Annotated in this window: 21 protein-coding genes; 7 read left to right on the forward strand and 14 right to left on the reverse strand. The window is 46.3% G+C overall.

Annotated features, from left to right (window positions below):
- Positions 1-11: 11 nt before the first annotated feature.
- The 3 genes from gcvP to ACF8EG_RS14740 form a co-directional block, all read right to left on the reverse strand.
- Positions 12-2,876, reverse strand: a complete 2,865-nt coding sequence (gene gcvP / locus ACF8EG_RS14730; protein WP_069507093.1) for an aminomethyl-transferring glycine dehydrogenase — start codon at positions 2,874-2,876, stop codon at positions 12-14.
- Between the two features lie 128 nt (positions 2,877-3,004).
- Positions 3,005-3,385, reverse strand: a complete 381-nt coding sequence (gene gcvH, locus ACF8EG_RS14735) for a glycine cleavage system protein GcvH (protein WP_005454126.1) — start codon at positions 3,383-3,385, stop codon at positions 3,005-3,007.
- 51 nt (positions 3,386-3,436) lie between these two features.
- Entirely contained in the window at positions 3,437-4,732 is a 1,296-nt protein-coding gene (locus ACF8EG_RS14740; protein ID WP_005478453.1) for a serine hydroxymethyltransferase, read from the reverse strand.
- A 375-nt stretch (positions 4,733-5,107) separates the two neighbouring features.
- On the opposite strand from ACF8EG_RS14740, the gene ACF8EG_RS14745 reads away from it, so the two are divergent.
- Together ACF8EG_RS14745 and gcvT are read left to right on the forward strand one after the other, a co-directional pair.
- Positions 5,108-5,731 carry a helix-turn-helix domain-containing protein gene (locus tag ACF8EG_RS14745; protein WP_005454180.1) on the forward strand — a complete coding sequence of 208 codons (624 nt, stop codon included), beginning with the start codon at positions 5,108-5,110 and terminating at the stop codon, positions 5,729-5,731.
- Positions 5,732-5,991: 260 nt separating this feature from the next.
- Entirely contained in the window at positions 5,992-7,110 is a 1,119-nt protein-coding gene (gene gcvT / locus ACF8EG_RS14750; RefSeq protein WP_025523335.1) for a glycine cleavage system aminomethyltransferase GcvT, read from the forward strand.
- A gap of 72 nt (positions 7,111-7,182) precedes the next feature.
- On the opposite strand, the gene vdeR is transcribed toward gcvT, so the two are convergent.
- Positions 7,183-7,908, reverse strand: coding sequence for an efflux transporter transcriptional repressor VdeR (gene vdeR / locus ACF8EG_RS14755; RefSeq protein ID WP_069507096.1), 726 nt, complete (start codon positions 7,906-7,908; stop codon positions 7,183-7,185).
- A gap of 150 nt (positions 7,909-8,058) precedes the next feature.
- On the opposite strand from vdeR, the gene vmeT reads away from it, so the two are divergent.
- The 3 genes from vmeT to vmeV are packed head-to-tail and all read left to right on the forward strand — an operon-like array spanning position 8,059 to position 13,264.
- A complete protein-coding gene (gene vmeT / locus ACF8EG_RS14760; protein WP_079858969.1) occupies positions 8,059-9,144 on the forward strand; it encodes a multidrug efflux RND transporter periplasmic adaptor subunit VmeT in 1,086 nt (361 codons plus the stop codon).
- Positions 9,144-10,205 carry a multidrug efflux RND transporter periplasmic adaptor subunit VmeU gene (gene vmeU / locus ACF8EG_RS14765; protein WP_069507099.1) on the forward strand — a complete coding sequence of 354 codons (1,062 nt, stop codon included), beginning with the start codon at positions 9,144-9,146 and terminating at the stop codon, positions 10,203-10,205. The genes vmeT and vmeU overlap by 1 nt, the downstream gene beginning before the upstream one ends.
- The gene (gene vmeV, locus ACF8EG_RS14770) at positions 10,205-13,264 is read left to right on the forward strand and encodes a multidrug efflux RND transporter permease subunit VmeV (RefSeq protein ID WP_024702929.1); all 3,060 of its coding nucleotides are present in this window, start codon (positions 10,205-10,207) and stop codon (positions 13,262-13,264) included. The genes vmeU and vmeV overlap by 1 nt, the downstream gene beginning before the upstream one ends.
- 68 nt (positions 13,265-13,332) lie before the next feature.
- On the opposite strand, the gene ACF8EG_RS14775 is transcribed toward vmeV, so the two are convergent.
- The 4 genes from ACF8EG_RS14775 to fruB form a co-directional block, all read right to left on the reverse strand.
- Positions 13,333-13,908: a porin family protein gene (locus ACF8EG_RS14775; RefSeq protein ID WP_005454197.1), complete on the reverse strand. Its 576-nt coding sequence runs from the start codon at positions 13,906-13,908 to the stop codon at positions 13,333-13,335.
- Between the two features lie 309 nt (positions 13,909-14,217).
- A complete protein-coding gene (gene fruA, locus ACF8EG_RS14780) occupies positions 14,218-15,951 on the reverse strand; it encodes a PTS fructose transporter subunit IIBC (protein WP_025545774.1) in 1,734 nt (577 codons plus the stop codon).
- A gap of 19 nt (positions 15,952-15,970) precedes the next feature.
- The gene (gene pfkB, locus ACF8EG_RS14785) at positions 15,971-16,945 is read right to left on the reverse strand and encodes a 1-phosphofructokinase (RefSeq protein WP_392419512.1); all 975 of its coding nucleotides are present in this window, start codon (positions 16,943-16,945) and stop codon (positions 15,971-15,973) included.
- 11 nt (positions 16,946-16,956) lie between these two features.
- Complete coding sequence (gene fruB / locus ACF8EG_RS14790) at positions 16,957-18,087, reverse strand: fused PTS fructose transporter subunit IIA/HPr protein (RefSeq protein WP_069507103.1); 1,131 nt, start codon at positions 18,085-18,087, stop codon at positions 16,957-16,959.
- Positions 18,088-18,451: 364 nt separating this feature from the next.
- Between fruB and cra the strand changes: the two genes are divergently transcribed.
- Complete coding sequence (cra, locus tag ACF8EG_RS14795; RefSeq protein WP_069492619.1) at positions 18,452-19,432, forward strand: catabolite repressor/activator; 981 nt, start codon at positions 18,452-18,454, stop codon at positions 19,430-19,432.
- A 9-nt stretch (positions 19,433-19,441) separates the two neighbouring features.
- Here cra and ACF8EG_RS14800 read toward each other — a convergent pair whose 3' ends face one another.
- Positions 19,442-20,395 (reverse strand): endonuclease/exonuclease/phosphatase family protein, encoded by a 954-nt coding sequence (locus tag ACF8EG_RS14800; RefSeq protein WP_023624549.1) that lies wholly within the window; start codon positions 20,393-20,395, stop codon positions 19,442-19,444.
- 226 nt (positions 20,396-20,621) lie between these two features.
- Here ACF8EG_RS14800 and ACF8EG_RS14805 point away from each other — a divergent pair, with 226 nt between their 5' ends.
- Positions 20,622-21,161, forward strand: coding sequence for an RNA-binding S4 domain-containing protein (locus tag ACF8EG_RS14805; RefSeq protein WP_025613590.1), 540 nt, complete (start codon positions 20,622-20,624; stop codon positions 21,159-21,161).
- A 126-nt stretch (positions 21,162-21,287) separates the two neighbouring features.
- Here the strand turns inward: ACF8EG_RS14805 and ACF8EG_RS14810 are convergent, their stop codons facing one another.
- From ACF8EG_RS14810 to ACF8EG_RS14830, 5 genes are all read right to left on the reverse strand, one after another.
- Complete coding sequence (locus ACF8EG_RS14810; protein ID WP_005454118.1) at positions 21,288-22,106, reverse strand: EAL domain-containing protein; 819 nt, start codon at positions 22,104-22,106, stop codon at positions 21,288-21,290.
- Positions 22,107-22,198: 92 nt separating this feature from the next.
- Positions 22,199-23,119 (reverse strand): amino acid ABC transporter permease, encoded by a 921-nt coding sequence (locus tag ACF8EG_RS14815; protein WP_021454506.1) that lies wholly within the window; start codon positions 23,117-23,119, stop codon positions 22,199-22,201.
- Positions 23,120-23,200: 81 nt separating this feature from the next.
- On the reverse strand, positions 23,201-24,019 hold the full coding sequence (locus ACF8EG_RS14820; protein WP_069507105.1) for a transporter substrate-binding domain-containing protein: 819 nt from the start codon (positions 24,017-24,019) through the stop codon (positions 23,201-23,203).
- A 9-nt stretch (positions 24,020-24,028) separates the two neighbouring features.
- Positions 24,029-24,826 (reverse strand): amino acid ABC transporter permease, encoded by a 798-nt coding sequence (locus ACF8EG_RS14825; RefSeq protein WP_017447591.1) that lies wholly within the window; start codon positions 24,824-24,826, stop codon positions 24,029-24,031.
- Positions 24,826-25,560, reverse strand: coding sequence for an amino acid ABC transporter ATP-binding protein (locus ACF8EG_RS14830; protein WP_020835258.1), 735 nt, complete (start codon positions 25,558-25,560; stop codon positions 24,826-24,828). Before ACF8EG_RS14830 ends, ACF8EG_RS14825 begins: the two co-directional genes overlap by 1 nt.
- Positions 25,561-25,582 lie beyond the last annotated feature (22 nt).

Here is a 25,582-nt window from a genome sequence, read left to right on the forward strand (position 1 = left end):
TTCTACAAAAATTAGTCTTCGTAGTTATCGATGCTTGGGCACGAGCAGATTAGGTTACGGTCGCCGTAAACGTTATCTACGCGGTTTACTGTTGGCCAGTATTTCCAAGATTTGGTTGCTTTAGAAGGGAAGCAGCCAAGTTCGCGTGAGTATGGGCGATCCCATTCTTCAGCAGAAAGGTCAACTTGCGTGTGTGGCGCATTAACGAGAGGGTTGTTCTCTAGTGGCCATTCACCGTTTTTCACTTTCGTCATTTCTTCACGAATAGAAATCATCGCATCACAGAAGCGGTTTAGCTCTGCTAGGTCTTCAGATTCCGTTGGTTCAACCATTAGCGTGCCAGCAACTGGGAACGACATGGTTGGCGCGTGGAAACCGTAGTCCATTAGGCGCTTCGCGATATCTTCTTCGCTAATGCCTGTTTCTTCTTTCAGTGGACGGATGTCGATAATACATTCGTGCGCTACGCGGCCATTTTTACCACGATAAAGAACAGGGTAGTGAGGGCGTAGACGTTCCATCACATAGTTAGCGTTTAGAATCGCGACCTTCGTTGCGTTTGATAAGCCTGCTTCACCCATCATTGCGATGTAAGCCCAAGAGATAGGTAGGATAGATGCGCTACCAAAATCTGCAGCTGATACTGCGAAGTCTTCGCCTTCTACACCGTTCTCGATGTGACCTGGTAGGAAAGGTGCTAGGTGGGATTTAACGCCGATAGGCCCCATACCTGGACCGCCGCCACCGTGAGGGATACAGAAGGTTTTGTGTAGGTTTAGGTGAGAAACGTCTGAACCGATAAAGCCAGGGGATGTTAGACCTACCTGTGCGTTCATGTTCGCGCCGTCTAGGTATACTTGACCGCCTGCTGCATGAACCATTTCACACACTTCTTTCACTTTCTCTTCATAAACGCCGTGCGTAGAAGGGTAAGTGATCATGATGCTTGATAGGTTGTCTTTGTGCTTCTCGATTTTCGCTGCTAGATCGTCGATGTCGATGTTGCCTTCGTCATCACACTTAACAACCACAACTTTCATTGACACCATAGATGCGGTTGCAGGGTTAGTACCGTGCGCAGAACTTGGGATCAAACATACGTTTCGGTGACCTTCGCCACGGCTTTCGTGGTAGCGTTGAATCGCAATAAGACCTGCATACTCACCCGATGCGCCAGAGTTTGGCTGTAGTGAGAATGCGTCGTAGCCTGTGATTTCACAAAGCTTCTCTTTTAGATCTTTCGCTAGCGCTGCATAGCCCGCTGCTTGTTCTGCTGGTGCAAATGGGTGGATAGAACCAAACTCAGGCCAAGTGATTGGGATCATTTCTGCCGCTGCGTTTAGCTTCATCGTACAGCTGCCTAGTGGGATCATGCCGTGCGTTAGCGAGAAGTCTTTGTTTTCAAGCTGTTTTAGGTAACGCATCATCTGCGTTTCGCTGTGGTAAGTGTTGAACACTGGGTGTGTTAGGTATTCTGAAGTGCGACGTAGCGCTTCTGGAATGGCGGCAAACTCGTTACCAGCGATTTCCGTAGATAGTGTGGTAACGTCTTCTTTTACGCCAAAGACAGCAAACAAAGCTTCGACGTCTGCAACGGTTGTTGTTTCGTCTAAGCTAATGCCTAGTTTGCCAGGTAGGGCGCGTAGGTTGATGTCTGCTGCGAGTGCTTTTGTGTACAGATCTTGCGTTTTCTCACCAGTGTTGATGGTGATGGTGTCGAAGAAGCTGTTATGAGCAAGTTCAAAGCCGCCTTTTGTTAAGCCAGCAGCAAGGATGGCAGTCATGTGGTGCGTGCGACGAGCAATGGTGCGTAGACCTTCTGCACCGTGGTAAACCGCGTAGAAAGATGCCATGTTTGCTAGTAACGCTTGAGCGGTACAGATGTTTGATGTCGCTTTTTCACGGCGGATGTGCTGCTCGCGAGTTTGCATTGCCATACGAAGTGCTTGGTTGCCTTTCGCATCGATAGAAACACCGATAACACGGCCTGGCATTGTACGTTTATGTTTGTCACGAGTTGCCATAAATGCCGCGTGTGGACCGCCGTAACCCATTGGTACGCCGAAACGCTGAGCTGAACCGATTGCGACGTCTGCGCCCATTTCTCCAGCAGGCTTCAATAGGGTAGAAGCAAGTAGGTCAGTCGCAACAGTGACAAGGGTTTTGTTTGCTTGTGCTTTCGCGATGATGTCCGTTAGGTCACGAACTTCACCCGTTGTGCTTGGGTATTGAACCAGCGCGCCGAATACGTCTTGCTCTGGTAGAGATTCTAAAGAACCAACTAGCACTTCAAAACCGATGAATTTAGCACGCGTTTTTACCACTTCGATGGTTTGTGGGTGCACATCGTCAGCCACAAAGAATACGTTGCTCTTGCTCTTACCTGCACGCTTACAAAGTGTCATCGCTTCTGCCGCTGCGGTTGCTTCATCAAGCAAAGACGCGTTAGCGATTTCCATACCGGTTAGGTCGATAACCATTTGTTGGAAGTTCAGTAGTGATTCCAGACGGCCTTGAGAAATTTCTGGTTGGTATGGTGTGTACGCGGTGTACCAGCCTGGGTTTTCTAGTACGTTACGCAGAATGACATTTGGCGTGAACGTGTTGTAGTAACCCTGACCGATGAATGTACGTTTGACTTGGTTTTGTTTTGCGAATTGTTTCATCGTAGCCAACATGTCCGCTTCGCTTTTCGCTTCTGCCAACGTCATTGGCTGCTCAAGGCGGATGTTTGCTGGTACGGTTTCGCTGATCAGTGCGTCTAGGCTAACTGCGTTGATCGCTTCCAACATTTTTTGTTGGTCAGAAAGTTTTGGTCCGTTGTGGCGTCCAACGAACTCGTTTTGTGTGCTGAGGCTTTGAAGTAATTCAGTCATTGTCCTTTACCTACTCCTTGGCTCGGGTATCGGAAATGGTCTTAATTGACTCATTTAATTATACGTCCGAACCTAGAAAAAAAGCTGCTCTCTAAACAGGCTAGGGAACAGCTTTCGTCACATCCTAATTACTCTTCTTCGATAGAGCTTAGGTATTCTTCCGCATCTTTTAAGTCATCCAACTCAGATGGGTCCGAAAGTTTCACTTTCACGATCCAACCACCTTCGTATGGTTCTTCGTTGATTAGCTCTGGGCTGTCTTCTAGCTCTTCGTTGATTTCAACTACTTCACCGGTTACTGGTGAGTAGATGTCTGAAGCCGCTTTTACAGACTCAACCAAAGAGAAGCTTTCGCCAGCTTCTACTTCGTCTTCCACGTCTGGTAGGTCAACGAATACTACGTCACCCAACATTTCTTGCGCATGCTCAGAAATACCGATTGTCACTGTGCCGTCACCGTTGTCACGTACCCACTCGTGGCTATCTGTAAACTTCAGTGTTTTGTCCATTGCTTAATCTCCAAATAACTTATCAGGAATTATTCTGATTTAAAAAGTCGTTTACTGGTAAAGAGGGAAGCGACTGCAAAGCTCTTTTACTTCTTTGCGAACGCGTTTCTCAACGATTGCGTCACCTTCTGGGTTGTTCACCAAACCGTCCAGTACGTCACCAATCCAATTACCGATGAGTTTGAATTCTTCAGCGCCAAAGCCGCGGCTTGTACCCGCAGGCGTTCCTAAACGGATGCCCGATGTAATCATAGGCTTCTCTGTATCGAATGGGATGCCATTTTTGTTACATGTGATCCCAGCACGCTCTAGAGCTTCTTCTGCTTTGTTGCCTTTCAAGCCTTTAGGACGAAGGTCAACCAGCATTAAGTGCGTGTCTGTACCACCAGTTACGATGTCGCAACCGCGAGTTTGCAATACTTCCGCTAGGACTTTTGCGTTATTGATCACCGAATCAATATAAGTTTTAAATTCAGGGCCAAGTGCTTCACCAAATGCGACCGCTTTAGCGGCGATAACGTGCATTAATGGACCGCCTTGTAGGCCTGGGAATACCGCCGAATTGATCTTCTTAATGATGTCTTCGTGGTTAGTCAGAATCATGCCCCCGCGTGGACCACGCAGTGTTTTGTGCGTTGTCGTGGTCACAACGTGTGCGTGTGGCAATGGGCTAGGGTGTGCGCCTGTTGCGATAAGGCCTGCGATGTGCGCCATATCGACCATTAGGATTGCGTTCACTTCGTCGGCGATTTCACGGAACTTTGCGAAATCGATAGTACGTGGAATCGCGCTACCGCCTGCGATGATCATCTTTGGTTTGTGTTCTAGCGCCAGAGCGCGAACATCGTCGTAGTTGATTTCTAGTGTTTCACGATCAACGCCGTACTGAACCGCATTAAACCACTTGCCAGATAGTGCAGGGCGTGCGCCGTGTGTTAGGTGGCCACCTGCATCCAAAGACATGCCAAGAATGGTGTCGCCAGGTTGAAGAAGTGCCAGTTTCACCGCGCCGTTTGCTTGCGCGCCTGAGTGAGGTTGAACGTTTGCGTATTCGCAATTAAAAAGTTTTTTCGCACGTTCGATAGCAATGGCTTCCACTGTATCTACGTGCTCACAACCACCATAGTAACGGCGACCTGGATAACCTTCAGCGTATTTGTTGGTTAGGCATGTGCCTTGAGCTTGCATTACCGCTTTAGACACAATGTTCTCAGAAGCGATAAGTTCGATTTGTTCGTTTTGGCGAGTGAATTCCGCCTGAATTCCGGCAAAGACAGCGTCATCTGTCGCAGAGAGGTTGGTAGAGAAAAAGTTTTCCAAGCTGTGGTTAGGGTAACTCTTATTCATGGTAGTTGACCTTCCAAATCTGAAAATGAACCCGCAGAAGATTGATTGACTTGCGATGTGGTTCATTTGTCCTCAAAACAGCTGAACTGCGTAGCAGAACAGAGTGAACATCCAGCCCTAAAAAGCGGGCGAAAACTCCGTCGGATTGCGCTTTTTCTTCTTCAATCTCTTACGGAAATTTGCATCTCTACATCTAACAAGTTGGTAACATAGCGCTTGAGGCGGGAACAATCAACCAAAAATTTCCTATAAGAAACAAGATTTCTGGTTTTGTTAACAAGAGCACGCTTTAATTAACGTGGTGCACTTTTATCCACTATAGGGTTCATGCACAATGCTAGTAGGAGAGAAATAAGGATATTTATAGAGGGATTTATGGCAGAAAGTATTTACGATGAATACCCGTCGATGACGTTGGCGAAAGAACAAAATGATCAAAATATCGAGCCGTTAAAGCTTGGTCAGCGCATTAAGGATATCCGTTCTAAGTTGGGCATTACGTTAGAAGAGGCGAGTCAGCGTACTGGCCTTGCGCGTTCTACGCTAAGTAAGATTGAAAACGAACAGATTTCTCCTACGTTCCAAGCCATGCAAAAATTGGCGCTTGGATTGCAGATTGACATGCCGCAACTATTTGAACCTCCAAGAAAAAAAGTGGCAACAGGGCGTAGAGATATCACTAAGAAAAGTGAAGGAAAACCACACCCGACTCAAACCTATGAGCATGAACTGCTCGCGACACAACTTTCCAATAAGAAAATGATGCCGTTTAAGAGCCAGATCCGTGCTCGCAGTTTCGACGAATACAAAGATTGGGTTCGTCATGATGGCGAGGAGTTTTTGCTCATCTTATCAGGGGAGGTTATGTTCTATTCTGAGTTTTACGAGCCGGTGGTTTTGAGCGAAGGTGACAGTGTCTATTACGACGCGAACATGGGACACATGTTGACCAGCGTAAGTGAGGAAGATGCTCAAATTTTGTGGGTTACCGCCAAGTAGTGATAAATAGTTGTAAATTTCCTATAGTGAAAGCAAACGATTGCTAACAAGTGTAAATACGTTATGATGGCGCTCTGTTGATGATATATCGGTCAATGAAGCGCCTTTTTTATACGTTTTGTTGTGATTAAAATGTTAAGAGTCACACTTTTGAAAGCCGATCGCTGTCTTGTTCGTGCAAAATAGAATGAGCCATGTTTATTATTGGAAACACATCGAATGCCGATAGCATTCTCGGGTCTATCTAAATGGAGACGAAAATGACTCAAGAACTTCTGAAAACACCACTGCACGCACTTCATGTTGAAGTTGGCGCAAAAATGGTCCCGTTCGCGGGTTACGATATGCCGGTTCAATACCCTCTAGGCGTAAAGAAGGAACACTTACACACTCGTGATGCAGCAGGTTTGTTTGATGTATCTCATATGGGTCAGCTTCGCTTAATTGGTGAAGGCGCGGCAGCATTTCTAGAAACATTAGTTCCTGTTGATATTGTGGATCTTGAGTCTGGCAAACAGCGTTATGCGTTCTTCACTAATGAAGAAGGCGGCATTATGGATGACCTAATGGTTGCAAACTTGGGCGATCATCTTTTTGTGGTTGTGAACGCAGCGTGTAAAGAACAAGATATCGCTCACCTAAAAGCGCATCTGCCATCGGGTGTTGAACTAGAAGTCATTGAAGATCGCGCTCTGCTTGCTATTCAAGGCCCTCAAGCGGCAACGGTGTTAGCACGTTTTGCTCCAGAAGTGACAGACATGCTGTTCATGGATATTCGTAAAGTCGATATTTTAGGCGCCGAATGCATTGTTTCTCGTAGTGGCTACACTGGCGAAGATGGTTACGAGATCTCGGTTCCTGCTGACAAGGCAGAAGAATTAGCACGCAAACTGACTGCGGAAGAAGAAGTAGAATGGATTGGCCTTGGTGCGCGTGATTCACTTCGTTTAGAGTGTGGTTTGTGTCTATACGGACATGACCTAGACACGACTACAACACCAGTTGAAGCGAGCTTGCTTTGGGGTATCCAAAAAGTGCGCCGTGTTGGCGGTGAACGTGAAGGTGGTTTCCCTGGTGCTGACATCATTCTAAAGCAGATTGAAACCAAAGATGTTGCACGTAAGCGTGTTGGCCTTGTTGGTCAAACAAAAGCGCCAGTTCGTGAAGGTGTTGAGCTGTTTGATGCTGATGGTGCGAAAATTGGTATCGTAACCAGCGGTACAGCCGGTCCAAACGCAGGTAAGCCAGTATCAATGGGTTATGTGCGCGCCGATCTTGCTGCGATTGGTACGGAGCTGTTCGCAGAAGTGCGTGGCAAAATGTTACCAATGACGGTTGAAAAAATGCCGTTTGTACCGCAACGCTACTACCGCGGTTAAAACCGAATGAAACAAAAATGCCGAGCTGAATAGCTCGGCATTTTTTATGTCTTATTTTCGCTTATTGGCTTTTTAGTTTACCGCTTCATCGATGGTACAACACATGTCGATAACGATGTCTTCAAGCTTGCTAGGGTGGATCATATCTTCTTTCGCGATTCTGAATTGCGTCGCCATGATCGTATTAAACAATTCCCAGTGTTTGATCAGCAGTTGTTCACGATTGTCTGCGATATCTGGCCATGTTTCTTGCATCATTGGAGCAAGGCTGACTGCGCCGTGTGCAAAGAGCAACATCTGCCATTTTGATTCCCACTGATCGAATTGTGCTTCTGGGAACTCACTGTTGTACTGCGCGAAAATGCTCGTGAAAATCTCGGCAAACTCGTCTTTTGACTTTAGGAAGTAGTCAAACAGCGCGTTATCATCTTGTCGGATTGAGTCAGCAATCATTTGTACTGGATGAGGGTTCACGAGTGCAAACGCCAACATGCGAACCATAAACAGGTAAATCTTGCGATTTGATGGGGTGTTCTCAGGCATTTCGTTGATTAGGCCTGCCATATAATTTTGCAGGAACTCATCCATCGCGTCACTCACTGCTTGCCAGATTTTCTCTTTGCTGCCGAAGTGATGACGAATCAAACTATGTGATACACCCGCCTTTTCGCTGATGTTTCTTAGCGAGACTCGCTCGTAACCCAGCTCACAAAACATATCTGCAGCGACCTTAAGGATCAGACACTTAGTTTGTTCTGCGGCTTCAGCGCTACGTCGGCCTTGCTTTCTTACATTCATAGTTCGATTTTTCCCGAATATTAATCAACGTGCCTACTTTTACCAGAAACCGAACGCTTTGACTAATTAATTTGCTATCCATGTGGAAAATATGTTGATCAATATTCAATTCTGCCTATACTGCACGACTGTGTAGTAAATTTTAAGTCTATGGAGAAGCCAGTGCGAAAACAAACTATAAAGCACACTTTGATTGGCGCTGTGGTGACGTTAAGTCTCTCTATGTTGCTGACAGGGTGTAATAAAGCCATATCAGAACCGGCAGAGCCTTTAATCAAACCCGTTAAATTACTTGCTGTTAAAGATCTTACGGTTGACGACTCTGACGCTTTTCTTGCGCGTATTGATGCAACGTATCGAGCGCAGTTGTCTTTTCAAGTTGGTGGGGAAGTTGAAAAGCTACTGGTAAGAATGGGACAAGGGGTAGAAAAGGGTGAAGTGCTCGCCACACTAGACCCGAAAGATCTGCAATTGGCTTTAGACGCGGCGCAAGCCCAATATGCACTGGCGAAAACTCAGTGGGAACGAGCAAGAAGTCTGTACAGCAAAAAACTCATCAGCACCGATAGCTACGATCAAAAAGAAACGCAATACAAAGCAGCGTTGGCAAGTTTTGAACAAGCGAAAACCGATTTGAGTTACACCAAAATTCAAGCGCCATTTGACGGTGTGGTGTCGTACACCTACGTGAAGCCGTATCAAGTGGTAGGTGAAAAGCAAGAAATCCTCAATTTGATTGATAACACCACGCTGGATGTTTCTTTCACTTTGCCCGTTAGTTACGCGGAGTCTGTCTCTCTGTCTGCACTAAAAAACGCAGAGATGTGGGTAACGATGGACAGCGAACCAAGCAAACGTATTCCGGGTAAGTTCAAAGAAATCTCAACGCAGCCAAACATCGATACCAACAGCTATGAAGCGATTGTGACGATCACTCGGCCAACTGATCGCAACTTGCTCACTGGGATGACAGGACAAGTACACATTGCTAAGCAAAACAAGTCTAACGCCATGACGTTGCCGACATCGGCTTGGGTAAACAAGCAAGAGAGCCAAGGTGAAGTTTGGGTGATGGATAGCTCAACGCAACAAGTGAATAAAGTGACACTGTCACTAAATGAAAGTGGCGCGATTGAGTCAGGTTTGGACAACAACGACTACGTGGTTATTGCTGGCGTAGAACGATTAGTCGAAGGGCAAGTGGTGAAAGCTTGGATTCGTGAGGAAGGCATTTAATGAAGCATTCTCTATTCGCAGTATCGGCCATCGCCTTTGCCGTTCTTACTGGTTGTCAAAGTGATAGCCAAAACGTAGCCGAACAACCGTTGTATGTTTCGACCATTTCAGTTGACGCGCCAGTGAAAAGCCAATATCGAGAGTTTAAAGGGCTAGTTGTTCCTGCTGAACAAACACCCATGGCATTTCGTCGCGCCGGTGAAATTCAACACGTACTAGTGAAAGCTGGTGACGTAGTGAAAGAAGGACAAATGATCGCCAAGCTGGATGACAGTAAAGAAAAGCAAGCGGTAAATGATGCTGAAGCGCAATACACGCTTGCGATTCGCCAGCTTAAACGAGGTGAAGAACTGCACGGCCGCCAAATGATATCCAAAGCAGAATTGGATGAGCTGACCGCAAACAAGGAACTGGCAGAGGCAAACTTCTATAACGCCACCAACCAGTTGAACTATACGCGTTTATTTGCCCCGTTTGCAGGAAAAGTCTCAGACGTTTTCAAAGAGCGTTTTGAGCGCGTGGCGATTGGCGAACCTGTACTGAACTTGTATCAAAACGATGTGGTTTATGTGCGCATCGAATTGTCTGACAACGTGTTAGCGATGGTGAACCCAACCGCACAAAACATGAGTTATAAGCCGCGTGCGACGTTCTCAGGTATTCCAACAACGTATGCGCTGGATTATTTAGAGCACACTAGCGAGCCAAACTCAGAAACACAGACTTATGAGATGTACTTAACCATGCCTCAACCAGAGCAAGAGATTCTTCCGGGCACCAGTGTGAGCGTGATGGTCGACATGATCAAAGCCGGTATCACTTCTATCGATGGTTACAACATCCCAATGACGGCACTTCAAGCAGGCAACGATGACAATGAGTTCTTTGTTTGGAAAATGAACGGTGACGCTGTCACTAAAGTGCCTGTGGCGATTTCACAAGTTAACGGTGAAGGGGCGATTGTCTCATCGGGAATCACTCAAGGTGATGTGTTGGTTAATTCAAACCTGCGTAAATTACGCGAAGGTAAGCATGTGGATGTTGTGGAGAAGGAACAATAATGAACATTGCTGAGTATTCCATTAAGAACAAAGTCATCAGTTGGTTGTTCATTGTTATTCTTGCTATCGGTGGGGTGACTTCATTCCTAGAGCTTGGTCGATTAGAAGACCCTGCGTTTACGATTAAGGACGCGATGATTGTCGCGACTTATCCTGGGGCGACCTCCAAAGAAGTGGAAGAAGAATTAACGTATCCGCTTGAGAAAGAGATTCGTAAACTGCCGTACATTGATCGAATCACGTCGACCTCTTCGAATGGTATGTCGCAGATCATGGTCAGTATGAAGATGGATTACGGCCCAGACGAACTGCCACAGATTTGGGACGAAATGCGCCGTAAAATCAATGATCTGCAACCAACTTTACCGCAAGGTGTTCAATCTCTGCAGATTATTGATGACTTCGGTGACGTGTATGGTGTGATGTTGATGCTGACGGGCGACGATTACGACTATGTCGAGCTCAAACGCTATGCCGACCACCTACGACGCGAAATCGAACTGGTTGATGGCGTGGGCAAAGTAGACATTGCTGGTGATCAGCAAGAGATGTTGTTCGTTGAAATCTCGCTTGACCGCCTTGCGTCTCTGAATCTCGACATGAACGTTGTTTCTGGTTTGCTTAACCAACAGAATAACGTGGTTTCGGCTGGCGAAGTTATGGTGAATGGTGAAAGCCTCGTCATTCGTCCTAGCGGTACGCTGAATACAGTTCAAGCGTTAGAAAACCTGATCATTCACGGTCGTGATACGGGTAATTTGATTCGCTTAAAAGACGTTGCGACGATCACCCGAAGTATTCAAGAAAAGCCGGGCAACATGATTTTGTTTAACGGCAAGAAAGCAATCAACATCGGTATTTCGTTTGCGTCTGGCGTTAACGTAGTAGAAGTAGGTGAGCGCCTTAACGCTGAGTTAAGCAGTTTAGAGTCCATCAAACCTGCGGGTTTGGACATGAGCTATTTCTACAACCAAGCGCAAGAGGTCGATGATTCTGTAAAAGCGTTTGTGATCAGCTTAGCTGAGGCGGTAGCCATCGTAATTATTGTGCTGTTGTTCACTATGGGCTTACGTAGTGGCGTGATCATTGGTGTGGTTCTTCTGTTGACGGTGTTTGGTACGTTCATCTTGATGAATTACAACAACATAGAACTTCATCGAATTTCGCTCGGTGCGTTGATCATCGCATTGGGTATGTTGGTGGACAACGCGATTGTTGTGGTTGAAGGTATTCTGGTTGGCCTGAAGAAAGGGCGCACAAAGGTTCAAGCTGCCGTTGATATTGTGAAACAAACACAATGGCCTTTACTTGGCGCGACAGTAATCGCAATTACCGCGTTTGCACCAATCGGCTTATCTCAAGACGCAACTGGCGAATTCATGGGCTCACTCTTCTGGGTGTTGTGTTTTTCATTGTTCTTGAGCTGGGTTACGGCAATTACACTCACGCCTTTCTTAGCAGACCTGCTTCTAAAAGAAGAAGAGAAAGACACGAACGGTGAAGACGAAGACCCTTACAAAGGTTGGTTGTTCGTTGTATTTGGCGCATTGCTTAAGTTCTCGTTACGTTTTCGTTGGATGACGGTCGCTGCGATGGTGGCGTTGTTAGTGGGTGCCGTTATTGCGTTTGGCAATGTGAAGCAGCAATTCTTCCCACCTTCGAATACGCCGATGTTCTACGTTGATATGTGGATGCCAGAAGGTACAGATATCCGTCAGACCATTAAGCAAGCGGAAACAGTAGAAAGCTATATTCGTCAGCAAGATGACATCGATTTTGTCTCGGTTTCGATTGGCCAAGGTCTACAACGTTTTGCATTGACGTACCAACCGGAGAAAAGCTACGAGGCTTACGCTCAGTTCCAAGTGCGAACAACTGACCGTGACAATATGTTCAAGCTGCTTCACAAGCTGGATGACAATTTAGCTAAGACGTTCGATGAGCCTACATTCCAGTTCAAACTGATGGAATTTGGCCCGTCTCCAGCGTCTAAAATTGAAGCGCGTATTACTGGCCCAGATCCGAAAGTGTTGCGAGAGCTAGCGGTTCAGGTGGAAGACATTCTTCACACGGATCCAGGTGCGAGAAACATTCGCCACGATTGGCGTGAAAGAACGAAAGAACTTGTGCCCGTCTTCAACGAATCTAAAGCGCGTCGCCTTGGTATTTCGAAAGAAGATCTATCAAGTACGCTGCAAATGGCGTTTGGCGGCAGCACGTTTGGTGTTCTGCGTGACGGAACTCATACGTTACCTATTATGATGCGTCTACCTGAAGCGGAGCGTGTGGACTTTGAATCGCTACAAAACGTGAAGATTTGGAGCCCGTCATTACAAACGTACATTCCTGTCGATCAAATCATTGATGGTGTCGAACTAGATTGGAGTGAGCCTCTGATCCAACGCCGAGACAGAAAACGTACCTTAACGGTGTTGGCTGACCACGATGTATTGAGTGATGATACGGCGGCAAGTTTGTTTGCTCGTGTACAACCAAAAGTGATGGCTTTACACATCCCTGAAGGGTACGAAATTACTTGGGGTGGGGAATACGAATCATCGAAAGATGCGCAAGAAGGGCTATTTGGTTCTCTGCCAATGGGCTACTTGCTGATGTTCATCATCACCATTTTACTGTTTAACTCAATCAAAAAACCGTTGGTGATTTGGTTTACGGTTCCGCTTTCCATTATTGGTGTGGCGTTCGGTCTACTGACAACTAACATGCCATTCAGCTTCACTGCATTCCTTGGATTGCTTAGCTTGAGCGGGATGATTTTGAAAAACGGCATTGTGTTACTTGATCAAATTAACTTGGAATTAGAGTCTGGCAAAGATCCGTATCTTGCGATTGTAGATAGCGCGATCAGCCGTGTGCGTCCAGTAAGCATGGCGGCGCTGACAACGATTCTAGGTATGATTCCACTCGTGTTTGACGCCTTCTTTGGCTCAATGGCGATTACGATTATGGCAGGTCTTGGTTTTGCAACGGTACTAACATTGATTGTTGTACCAGTAATGTTTGCGATTCTATTTAGGATTAAACCGACCACTGCATAAGGACTCCTGACTTATCTAAGTCAGCTTCCTGCCTAGCCCTGAGGGATTTCCTCAGGGCTTTTTTCGTTTTAGAACTTGTAAGAAACACCAGCGTAAAGTGAGCCGAGCATGATGGTTAAGTCATCGTAAGTTTCGTCAATTACAAATGTGTCTACTTCATAAGCGATGCGGAAATTCAGATTCTCGATCGCTTTAGGTGAGTATTCGCCACCAACACCTGCACGGAATGACGTTTCTGCTTTTGACGAAGAGCCAAAATCAAGTTCGGTACGACCAAGGCCAACCGTCGCAAACGGACGCCAGCCACTGTCAAAGGTGTAACCTAGGTTCGCCATTAGAGCGATGTTTTCAGGTTTTACCATTGTGCGTGGTGCATCTTCAAACTTGTCAAAAATATCACCGTAGCGTGTGTATTGCGCTTCGATTGCGACGATACGGTTGAACTGGTAACCGCCAAACAGTTTGTATGTGGAGTCGTTAGAATCCAGATTAACCGCATACGGCCAAACACTGTCGTCATAGACAGTTGTAACCCCGATACCACCACCAAGGTAAAAGCCTGATACGTCTTTTTTCTCGACATCAGTTTGATTTGCTTGCGCGAATGCTGAAACAGCAGCTAACAAAAGGACAGCTTTTTTCATGTGTAATTAACTTTATTATTTTGATTAAAACGAAGTGAAACATAAGAGGCTTTATCTGCTTTTGGGATTTTTCATCGGCTACTTGAAAAAACACAAGTCACCGAAGCGTTAGTTAAGCAAATAAGTCGCACCTCTCATGCGTGCAGCATAACGAGTCAAAAAATAAAGGTTAAGTATCGAAATGTATGGTTTTGTCAGAAGAGGGGGAAATAAAAAACACCTCCCTTAACCGGAATTTAAGGGAGGTGCTGAATGCCAAATCGAGGGTGGCATTGTTAATTGCTTAAGTGTTAATCGCTTAAGTTTTGCTTATGCAGCAACTTCTTGTTTTGCATCCGCTTTGTTTTTTAGGAATGCATAGGTAAAGCCTGTTACCGCCGTACCTGCAGCAATTGCTACCAAGTACATCAAGACTGGAGAAATAGCGTTAGGGATAAGCAGTACAAATAGACCGCCGTGAGGTGCCATCAGTTTCGCGCCGAATAGCATAGATAGAGCACCTGTTAGAGCGCCACCAGCCATACAAGATGGGATTACACGCATTGGGTCTTTCGCTGCGAATGGGATTGCACCTTCAGAGATAAAGCACAAACCTAACACGAATGATGCTTTGCCCGCTTCACGCTCGTTTGGTTCAAACTTGTTCTTCGCAAGGAAAGTGGCCAGACCCATACCTAGCGCCGGCACCATACCTGCCGCCATGATTGCGGCCATTGGTGCGTAAGTTTGAGAAGCCAATAGACCTACACCGAATGCGTAAGCTGCTTTGTTTACTGGGCCACCCAAGTCGAAGCACATCATTGCGCCAAGGATAATACCAAGTAGAATGGCGCTGTCTGAACCCATGTTGTTTAGGAAGTCAGTCAGACCATTCATGATGCCAGAAACCGGACCACCAACGATGTAGATCATCACAAGGCCCGTAAATAGCGTCGCAACAAACGGGATGATCAGAATCGGTTTCAATGCTTCCATTGATTGAGGAAGTTTTACTTTATCTGCTAAGAGCTTCGCTGCGTAACCTGCGATGAAACCAGCCGCGATACCACCAAGGAAACCAGCGCCAGTAGAGCTTGCCAACATACCACCAACAAGACCCGGAGCCAGACCCGGACGGTCAGCAATTGAGAAGGCAATGTAACCAGCAAGCACAGGGATCATCAGTGCAAACGCAGAGCCGCCGCCGATGGTCATGAGTGCGGCGGCCAATGTGCCTTCTTCTTTAAACGCTTCAATACCGAATACGAACGATAGGGCGATGATCAAACCACCTGCAACGACGACAGGAAGCATGTGCGAAACCCCCGTCATTAGGTGTTTGTATGCGCCTTTCTTCTCGTCTGTTGCCGAAGCAGAACTTGCAGCGCCTGAATGTTGGTAAATCGTTGCTTGTTCGAACGCTTTGTCCATCTCTTCAGCGGTTTTCTTCAGAGCTGGGCCAGTCTTTGTACGGTACATTTTTTTGCCGTTGAAGCGATCAAGTGGCACTTCGATGTCCGCGGCAATGATAACCAAGTCCGCATCTGCGATTTCTTGGTCAGTTAGTTGGTTCTTCGCGCCAACAGAGCCACGAGTTTCCACCTTAATTTGGTGACCACGGCGTTTGCCTTCTTCTTCTAAAGCTTCTGCTGCCATGAAGGTATGTGCAACACCAGTAGGGCATGCCGTAATAGCGACGATTTTCTTGGTTGCAGAAGCACTTTCGACAGGCGCTTCAACTGTGGTTGCTTGTTCAAGTGTTGCTGCACTTTCGACTGCGGTCGTTAAGAATGCGGTAGCATCTTTTGCCACCGCGCTGATTTCTGCTTGGTAGACTTTTTTACCTACGAAACGAGAAGTATCAACGGTGGTGTTCGCCGCGATTACGATCGCGTCAGCTTGTTCAATGTCAGCGTCTGTCAGCGGCGTTGGAGCAATAACACTGGATTGGCATTCAATCTTGGCTTCCCAACCAAGTTTAGCGGCCGCTTGTTCTAATAGACCCGCCGCAAGGATGCTATTAGCAACACCACTAGGGCAGGCAGTAATAATGGCAATATTCATACTGATAACCTTCTGTTCCTTAGTTTTTGTCTAAGTTCGTATTAGGGTAAAGCTCGCTGACTTGTGTTTGCAGCTTAATGTTTTCCAGTTCTTCTTGACTGGTTAGCCCCACGCCAACTTGGCTAACTGCTAAAGCAGAAAGCGCTGTCGCGAAGCGCAATAAATCGTGTTTCGGCATCACTTGCATGTGACCCCAGCATAAGCCTGCCACCAGTGTGTCGCCCGCACCAACTGTGCTCACCACATTCATGCGTGGCGGTTGTGCGCGTAGCCACTCGCCTTGGTTTAGCCACATCACACCGTCAGCGCCCATCGACACAACAATATTCTCGATGCCTTTGTTGCTGAGGGTTTGTGCTGCCACTTGGCACTGTTCTGGCGTTTCTAGGTGCTCACCGACAAAGTCACTCAGCTCTTCATCATTTGGTTTAATAAGCCACGGATGAGCATCAATACCTGCACGTAGAGCGGCTTTGCTGCTGTCGAACAATACTTTTTTGCCTTGTTGATGCAGTTTTTCAATCCATGCTGCGCATTGCTCAGCGGTTATACCGCCCGGTAAGCTGCCAGCTAGAACGAAGTAGTCGTGAGTGTCTGCAAGGCGGAACAGGGTCTCTTCAAAACGAGCAATTTCTTCTGCCGTTACTTGAACGCCAGGAAAGTTGATGTCACTCACTTGGCCGTCGGCTTCTGCCAGTTTTACGTTGATGCGTGTTGCGCCTTCAACTTCAACAAACTCGTTTTTTACGCCAATTTCGGTGAAAAGTTGATGGAACAGCTCTGGGTTGTCTTTACCCAAAAAGCCGGTCACCGTAACGTCGGCGCCAAGGTCGCTCAGCACTTTTGCAACGTTAACGCCTTTGCCTGCCGCGTGAAGGCTACTTTGTGCAACAAGGCTGACTGAACCTACCTTTAGCGCGTCGAGCGAGCCTGTTAGATCAAGCGCAGGGTTCAGCGTGATGGTCACAACTTTGTTTGTTTTTAATGCTGTCATTTGCGTGCCCCTTAACCTTCACCTAGGCCAGAAGCAATCGCGTTGCCGATAGACTCCAGCGCTTGAGCCGCGTCTGAGCCTTCAGCAGAGAACTGCAATTGGTGACCGTGTTTCACACCAAGGGCAATCACTTTCATCAGGCTTTTCGCATTTACTGCTTTACCATCACCATCTAGGTTTGCCACGCGAATGTTTGATTCGAATTTCTTCGCTTCTGCAACCAACATCGCACCCGGGCGAGCGTGAAGGCCATGTGCGTTTTTGATCTTAAAGACTGCTACGTTGCCATCTTCGGCTGGCGCAGCCACTTCTTCGCCTTTGAATAGCGCGAGAATCTGTTCTGCAGAGGCATCTAACAGCTTATTGTGTTCGTTGTTGAAAACGATTTTAGACAAGTTGTTCAGAATTGATTGGTGAGCGTTGTTACAAGCAGCAAACGCAACCAAAGCACGCACTTTTTGGCCTTCGTATTCGCAATCGTTGGCCGTCGAGACAAAAGACACACCGGTGCGAGAAACGTGCTTATCGCTACCAACTAGCCATAAACCGTTGCCAAGATGAGTCGGTGCTTTTGTCACGAGATCAGCAACAAATTCAGCGCCAGCACAGCCAGTGTTTTTCAAGAGGCCACCAGCCACAGCGCTCATCTGTACCATATCGCTTGCAGGGAAAAGCAGTTGGATAAGAGACGCATCGAAGTCCGCTTCAAGTTGAACATCACCATGAAGTAGGGCAATGATGTCTTCTTCGCTTTTTGCATCGCGAAGACGCTCTTCCACGCCATCAGCACCTAGCACTTTGGTCAGTTGCTTCAGAATGCCTAAGTGCTCGTCTGATTTTGCCGCGATACCAATCGCAACGAAGACTTTGTTTCCGTCACCCCAATCCACACCTTCAGGAAAGTGGTGAACAGCGACGCCAGTGGTTTTTACCATCGAGCGAGTGTCGGTTGTGCCGTGAGGGATCGCGATGCCGTTACCTAAAAACGTTGAGTTTTGGTTTTCACGATTTAGCATGCCTTCCACATAACCTTGTTCAACAAGGCCTTTGTCTGTCAGGCTTTGCGCAATATTCTTGATTGCTGCAAACTTATCTGTCGCTGATTGCGAGAGGGTAATGTCGTTCTTGTTTAGCTTAAGCATGGTGCTTCTCCAGCCTTAAGGTATTCGTACCAATCAAATTAAAAATGTATTCAGTCTTGCTCTAGTTTTGTTGTGTCTTAGCTAAATATCCTTTCGATACTGAATCGATTCAGCTACGTGGCAAATTTTTTAAAAGACTTAGCAAAATGTTTTAAAAATCTGACGCTAAACACCCCTTGAGCTGTATTGCTTAAAGCCTAGACGAAGACTTACTGCATTGCCGGATTTTGGTGATTTTCGTCAATTTTTAGATTTTGCTGAATCCTTTCAGCTTTTATACTGAATCGGTTCAGCTTATAATTCAACTTATCGTAAGATCGTTGATGTATTAATATGATCGCGCGCACAGAATAGGGTTGAGAATATGACACTGGATGAAATAGCCAAATTGGCAGGGGTTTCAAAGACAACTGCAAGCTATGTAATTAACGGAAAAGCGCAGAAATACCGCATCAGCGAAAAGACGCAAAAGAAAGTGATGGCGGTTGTCGACGAGTACAATTACAAGCCGGATCATGCCGCTTCTTCGTTGCGTGCCGGTAACTCGCGTTCGTTTGGACTTATCATCCCAGACTTGGAGAACACCAGTTACGCACGCCTTGCAAAACTGATTGAACAAAACTCGCGTAAGGCGGGCTATCAAATTCTAATTGGCTGCTCAGATGATGATCCGGAAACGGAGAAAAAGGTTGCTGAAGCGCTAATCAGCCGCCGAATTGACGCGCTATTTGTCGCAAGTGGTATGCCATCGGCTAATGAGTATTATCTCAAGTTACAAAACTCGGGCACTCCGGTTATAGCACTTGACCGTCCAATGGATGATGAGCATTTTTGTTGCATTATCAGTGAAGATTTTGATGCTGCTTTTGAGCTTACGGAATCGGTACTGACACCAGAGATAAAAACCATTGGTTTGATTGGTGCGTTGCAAGATCTGCAAGTGTCGAAAGAGCGCGAACTGGGTTTTCGGTCTGCCTGCCAAAAAGACGATACGGCAATGACCGTCGGTTACGGTTTGCACTTCTCTCGTGAGGAGGGAAAAAAGGTACTGGATAAATGGGTTCAAGCAGACAGTTTGCCTGATGCGATCGTGACGACTTCCTACACGTTGCTTGAAGGCGTCCTAGACGTGATGCTTGAAAAGCCAGAGCTCATGAGTCAAGTTCGTCTGGCGACATTTGGTGATAATCGACTGCTGGACTTCTTACCAGTGAAAATCAACTCTCTGCCTCAGCAATTTGAGTTGATTGCTGATAGTGCGATGGAGTTGGCACTGAATGCCTCGGCCAAACGCTACAAGCCAGGTGTGGAGCTTATTCCTCGCAAAATTGTCAAACGACAATAGTCTCGGCACTTACAATTTCACTTCGACCGTCAGCGACACAAACGCGTGATCGCTGGCGTTTTTATCTTTCTCATAGGATGGGTTAATCAAGTGTTGTTCTAACACTTGATAATCAATCACTTCCGCTACCGATACATCCGAATGTGTATCAAACTCTTGAGAAAGCAGGATGTAATCCAGCACGTTCCCCGTAGAAAAGTGGTAGTGAGTCGCTGGGCGCACCTCAAGAGACGAACCCGTTTGCAGATTCCAACCATCCTTTAGTTGTAATTCGGTGACGCTGTCACTAAATGTTTCGGTAAGTACGTTATTAACGCTTTCTTTTGAGATGGGCTGGTTCATATCACCCATTAACACGGTCGGTATCGGATGTGCTCGATATTGTGCCTGCATCGCGTCTCGCAACATGGCCGCTTCCCAACCGCGTTGCTGTGTAGACAACCAACGAGCCATTACGCGACTTGATGGTTCTGGCGTTTCGGTATCCGCAGGGCGTTGAGATTTGAGGTGAGTGACATATATGGCAATGTGACCAAGGACTGGGTGAACGACTTGCGCATAAATCGGCTTGCGACTGAAATCGGGTGCTTCATTTACCCCAAATGGCGTGAGTGAGTTTGAATCGAACTCTACGCGTTTTACATCCTCAATAGGAAAGCGAGACGCAATCGCGACGACGGGGCGAGAATAAATATACTCGTCTTCTATTTTTGGGGTATCGACCGTAGCGAAATACGGAAAGCCAAGTGACAAAAAGTACGCGCGGGTCTCTTCGATACTGAACACCTCTTGCAGACCGATAATGTCCGGTTCGAGCTTTTCTAATTGGTTTTGCGTCCAAGCAAGTTTGTCTCGCCACTGCTCTTGGGAATAAATATTCTCGAAGTCGTAGTAGGCGTTCGGCGGTGCGACAAAATTAAACAAGTTAGCCGTAACGAAGGTAATTCTGCTTGGTCGAGACAAAGTATTCGCTCTTTTTAACAATAACCTGGAGAGTATATACCTTCGGATTATGGAATTGCAGTCTCGTTTGAAGTTGGCATTGACGTAACAGCTTGCGAATGGTCAGTTAAATCGGTCAAGACGTGCTCAAAAGCCACAAAGAACCTGCGATAGAGCATTGGCTGAGGTTTCTATTTTGGGGTATTGCGTTTAAACTTCAGAGCATCAAATATGAAGAGTAAATAACATGACCCAAGATTACGACCACGAAGAGTATTTAGAAGGCGACGAGATTGAAATCGAAGCGATCGGCATTGATGTTGATGCGCATCCTATCGAACTGTATAAGCTTTTTAAAATCGCAAACTTGGTCAGTGGTGGTGGCGAAGCAAAACATATCATCGAAGAAGGTTATGTTGCGGTGAATGGCGAGCTAGAAACACGTAAACGACGCAAAATGTATGATGGTGACTTTTTTGAGTTTAACCAAGAATACTATGTGGTGGTTTGTGACGCGCCAGTGACAGAACCAGAAACGGCAGAACAAAAAGCGGAAAAGAAAGCGAAGAAAGAAACGCAATCTACTCGTAAAGAGAAGTCTCGCCAAAGCAAGCCGCCTAAAGCGAAAGGCACAGGACCTAAATCAACGGGTCGTAAAGCGGCACATAAAGAGCGCAAAGCACAAAAAGAAGCGCTGTCTCAATCTGCTAAGAAAGGCAAGAAAGAAGACAAACCACAAGCAACGCGTGACCCGAAGAGTGGACGTAACTCTATCGACTTCTTCTAAGCGATAGAATCATATAAGCGATTGAATCTTAGCGTTCAAACCCATACATACCAAAAGCACCGACATGTGTTCGGCGCTTTTTTGTTGGGATAGTTTGTGTGGCTTATGCGGCATGACGAGATAAGCTTAATGCACCGTGCATTGGCAGGTTGCGTATTCTGTCCAGTGATGAATTGCACTTGGTTTACCGAGATAAAACCCTTGATAATAATCGAGTTCCAGTTGACGCATGGCTTGCAGCTGGTTGTTCTCTTCAACCCCTTCGATAATCACTTTGGCCCCCATGTTTGCCGCTAGATCTACCGCACTTCGAATGGAAAAGGTATCACCAGCGCAATAATCGAGTAGATAAGAGCGATCAATTTTAATTATGTCAGGACAAAGCTGCTGAACTCGGGCAATGTCGGAATGTTGCGCGCCAAAATCATCGATGGCAAAGATAAAGCCATTCGCTCTCATTAACTGTACGGCTTTGATCAGTAAATCAGTATCACCACAGGATTCTTCTACAACCTCAAACACCACATCAGACGGGGTCATACCCAAATCGGCAAGACGTTTGTAAAGCAAGCCGTTGTCTTTAAAGCCCATGTCTTTGGTGAGCGTGAGTAGAGTTTGAGGCATAACATTGAGAAAGAGCTTAATCGGCGTTCCGGCAAAGTGACGAGCGAAGTTTCTGATGTGCATGGCTCGGGATAAAAATTCAACACATAAGCGAAAGTAAGGGTCGATACTTGCGTTGGAGAGAAAAATGTCTGGGCGAATTTGAACGCCGTCTGCGCCATGAATACGAAGGAGGGCTTCCATTCCAATAACGCGTTGGTGCTTATCAAAAATCGGCTGATAAACACTGTGAAAAGTGAATTGGTTGATGACTACGTAATATTCCCCAAGACCGTCCTGTCTTATGTACTGTTCGTAGTCAGACTGTTTCTTTAACTCCATGAAAAACGCCGAGAATTTAGCATTGAGTCAATGTAACAGGATGCAGTTCCAATTTGAAGAATCAAATGTGTCTAATTGCATGTGCTATTGAGTTAATTTGAAATAGATTCCGATTTTTTCTCAATATATCGAAAAATGAGTGACAGACCGAAACAAATCAAGAAGTAAGAAAAGCCAACAATCAGCCAAATTTCAAAGATATATCCTGATGAGTTTGCCATCTCTGTCCCAACGAAAGTCATTTCTTGTATAGAAATTAGCGAAACGATGGAGGTGTCTTTCACCAAAGAGATGGTTTGACCGGCAAGTGCAGGTGTTATTGCTTTAAGCACCTGTGGCGCGATAACGAATCGGTACTTCACCCATCGAGACAAGCCCAATGAATCCGCCGCTTCCCACTGACCTTGGTCGATACTTTGTAAACCTGCGCGCACAACTTCTGCTATGTAGGCAGAAGAGAGTAAGCCGACGCATAACACGCCAGAGGCAAGATTTTCCCAAAGGTTAGAAGGTCCAAAAAGAAAGCTTTGTAGCGCGTTTGGTTCACCGTTGTAGTTTCGTAGAAGATCTTCTAAACCGAGTAACGGGATCAATTGGTTAGAAATGAAAAAGTAGAAAATAAAAACAAAAACCAACGGTGGGATGTTTCTTACCAACTGAATAAACGCGTTGGCAGGTGTGCGCAACCAAACGGAGCGAGAGAAACGCGCTAAGCCCAACAAAGTGCCAAGCACTAATGCGAAACTGATGCCCCAAATACTGAGCCTTAACGTCGAAATCAAACCTTGGAAGAAGTAGGGCAAACCACCGTCGGATCTTGGTGTGAAAAGTAGTTCAAATGCCTCTTTCCACTGCCACAAATAATGCACACCAACGCTGGAACGATGGTACAGCCAAACACCACCAATACCGCAGATAATAAGCAGTACCCAATCGAGCGTGTTGAACCGAACTAGAAAGGAACCTGTGTTGGCCTTGGTGGGTGCTGTGCGAGTGGTGGTTTGTTCGCCCAAAAATTTAACTCCGATAGATGATGGAAAAGTAAAATAGATGATTCAAAAGTATAGGCTCGCGAAGACCACGAGCCATTTAGATTACTGGCCTTGCGAGACTTGGTCTTGCCAATCTAATGTCGAGAACCAGTATTCATAACGCTGTTTTAACCATCCATCTTGGGTTCTTTCTTCAATCCATTTATTGAAAAAGGCTTTTTTATCTTCCTCCCCTAAGCGAACCGCAAAGGCTTCGTTACCTTTTGATAGTCGCTCAGAGAATGGAAGGAATAGCTTGTCGCTGTGTTTCACTGTCTCATGTTCTGGTTTTGGGCTAGAAGCAATAACCGCATGGGCGTTACCATTCAGTACCTCTTGGAACGCTTGCGCGTCGTCATCAAATTGCAGAATCTTCGCTTTCGGGAAGGTTTCTCTGGCTACTTGAACGGTGAATGCGCCGCGACGAGCCGCAATTTTTACGCGTCGTGAGTCAAAATCGGAGAATTCGCTAAAACCTGAAGCAAGCTCTTTGTTCGCTGCCACTTGAACTCCAGAGTGCGAGTAGGGCTCGGTAAACAACACGCTTTTGGAACGCTCAGGCGTGACCGACATGCCACCGATAATCACGTCGAACTTTTTCGCCAGTAGTGCGGGAATAATGCCATCCCATGCAGTCGGTACAAATTCCACTTTCAAACCTGAATCTTGTGCTAAGCGTTTGGCCACATCGATTTCAAAACCGATTAACTCACCTTGCTTGTTGCGCATTGCCCAAGGTACAAATGTTGACATACCAACGCGCAAAGTGCCTCGTTCTTTGATTTGATCTACATTGGGAGTGGGAACGTCTTCTTTCGCGATAGTAGGCATAGCGATGGCTAGCCCTAATAATGCAGTAATGGTCGCTTTGAATAACTTCATGTTATCTCCTTATAATTTGCGCCAACTGGCTCCGAGTTTGTGTTCTAGCCATGCAGACAAGCCAGAAAGTGATAGAGTGAGAGCAAGATAAATTGCTGCCACGGTAAACCAAATTTCGAACGGCATCGCCGTCTCAGAGACGATGTTGCGTGCCTGTGTTGTTAAATCAAAAATCGCCATCACGCTTACAATGGAAGAGTTTTTGATCAAAGAAACCACTTCATTGGTCAATGGCGGTAATGTGCGCTGTAAAACCTGAGGCAAAATCACGTCTTTGTAAGTGTAAAACGGTGATAACCCGAGTGTTTGTGCTGCTTCGAATTGCCCTTTAGGAATACTGTTTAAACCTGCGCGGAATATTTCCGCAGTGTAGGCACCTTGGAAAAGGGACAATGCCAAAACGGCGGTGTTGAATCGGTCCAAACCAATCACGGGGCCAAACACGAAGTAGAGTAAATAGATTTGCACCAACAACGGCGTGTTACGTATTACCTCGACATAAGTGGTGCCAATAACATTGCCGACTTTCGAATCACTAAGCCTTAGTAACGCGGTGACCAACCCCAACACTAAGGTGAAGAATAGACTAATAGTCGAGATGTTAAGCGTGACCAATAGCCCATCGATAAGTTCTGCTGGCCACCATTCGCCATCTTCATAAAAAGCGATGTAATCAGGTACGCGTTCCCATTGCCATTGATAGCCCATAGCATCGGCACCAGAGTCCAACACCCACACAATCGCGATGAAGAGGAGCATCATTTGCAGCAAAGCTTGAAGGACGGGTTTGATTACGCGAACTATCATCAGTAACTTAAAATTTGGTTCAAAAATGCTTGGGTTCGTGGATGCTGTGGTGTTTCAAATAAGGCGATCGGTGAGTTCATTTCCACGATTTGGCCTTCATCCATAAATACCACGCGGTTCGCTACTTTTTTGGCAAATCCCATTTCGTGCGTGACGCAAATCATCGTCATTCCGCTTTGTGCCAGTTCAACCATGACATCCAACACTTCGTTGATCATTTCCGGGTCAAGCGCCGAAGTCGGTTCGTCAAAAAGGAGTAAGTCCGGTTCCATACATAAGGAACGGGCAATCGCGACGCGCTGCTGCTGACCGCCGGAAAGCTGGATGGGATACTTACTCGCTTGCTCTTCAATATTGACTCGCTTGAGGTAATGTCGTGCGCGTTTTTCAGCTTCTTGTTTTGACAATTTGAGTGTGCGAATCGGCGCTAAGGTAAGGTTTTCCAGTACAGTCAAATGAGGAAAAAGGTGGAAGTGCTGGAACACCATGCCGATTTTACCGGGCTTGAGAGATTTTGCATGAGAAGGCTGGTCAAACACATGAAGTTGACCTTCTTGAATCGATTCAAGATGGTTGATGCAACGAATGAGCGTTGATTTTCCTGAACCAGAAGGGCCACACACAACGACGATCTCGCCAGAATGTACGGAGAAGTTGATATCTTTTAGAGCGTGGTAATCGCCATACCACTTGTTTACGTTGCTAAATTCGACGACGGGAGTGTTCTCTTTCAAAGGGGCACGCTTTTAGGGATAA

Source organism: Vibrio sp. YQ_11, from assembly GCF_043103065.1.
Taxonomy (GTDB): Bacteria; Pseudomonadota; Gammaproteobacteria; order Enterobacterales; family Vibrionaceae; genus Vibrio; species Vibrio parahaemolyticus.

Bases quoted from the DNA above. Each gene is read 5' to 3' on its own strand.
- gcvP (WP_069507093.1), bottom strand. From the start codon at position 2,876: ATGACTGAATTACTTCAAAGCCTCAGCACACAAAACGAGTTCGTTGGA.
- gcvH (WP_005454126.1), bottom strand. From the start codon at position 3,385: ATGGACAAAACACTGAAGTTTACAGATAGCCACGAGTGGGTACGTGAC.
- ACF8EG_RS14740 (WP_005478453.1), bottom strand. From the start codon at position 4,732: ATGAATAAGAGTTACCCTAACCACAGCTTGGAAAACTTTTTCTCTACC.
- ACF8EG_RS14745 (WP_005454180.1), top strand. From the start codon at position 5,108: ATGGCAGAAAGTATTTACGATGAATACCCGTCGATGACGTTGGCGAAA.
- gcvT (WP_025523335.1), top strand. From the start codon at position 5,992: ATGACTCAAGAACTTCTGAAAACACCACTGCACGCACTTCATGTTGAA.
- vdeR (WP_069507096.1), bottom strand. From the start codon at position 7,908: ATGAATGTAAGAAAGCAAGGCCGACGTAGCGCTGAAGCCGCAGAACAA.
- vmeT (WP_079858969.1), top strand. From the start codon at position 8,059: ATGGAGAAGCCAGTGCGAAAACAAACTATAAAGCACACTTTGATTGGC.
- vmeU (WP_069507099.1), top strand. From the start codon at position 9,144: ATGAAGCATTCTCTATTCGCAGTATCGGCCATCGCCTTTGCCGTTCTT.
- vmeV (WP_024702929.1), top strand. From the start codon at position 10,205: ATGAACATTGCTGAGTATTCCATTAAGAACAAAGTCATCAGTTGGTTG.
- ACF8EG_RS14775 (WP_005454197.1), bottom strand. From the start codon at position 13,908: ATGAAAAAAGCTGTCCTTTTGTTAGCTGCTGTTTCAGCATTCGCGCAA.
- fruA (WP_025545774.1), bottom strand. From the start codon at position 15,951: ATGAATATTGCCATTATTACTGCCTGCCCTAGTGGTGTTGCTAATAGC.
- pfkB (WP_392419512.1), bottom strand. From the start codon at position 16,945: ATGACAGCATTAAAAACAAACAAAGTTGTGACCATCACGCTGAACCCT.
- fruB (WP_069507103.1), bottom strand. From the start codon at position 18,087: ATGCTTAAGCTAAACAAGAACGACATTACCCTCTCGCAATCAGCGACA.
- cra (WP_069492619.1), top strand. From the start codon at position 18,452: ATGACACTGGATGAAATAGCCAAATTGGCAGGGGTTTCAAAGACAACT.
- ACF8EG_RS14805 (WP_025613590.1), top strand. From the start codon at position 20,622: ATGACCCAAGATTACGACCACGAAGAGTATTTAGAAGGCGACGAGATT.
- ACF8EG_RS14810 (WP_005454118.1), bottom strand. From the start codon at position 22,106: ATGGAGTTAAAGAAACAGTCTGACTACGAACAGTACATAAGACAGGAC.
- ACF8EG_RS14820 (WP_069507105.1), bottom strand. From the start codon at position 24,019: ATGAAGTTATTCAAAGCGACCATTACTGCATTATTAGGGCTAGCCATC.
- ACF8EG_RS14825 (WP_017447591.1), bottom strand. From the start codon at position 24,826: ATGATAGTTCGCGTAATCAAACCCGTCCTTCAAGCTTTGCTGCAAATG.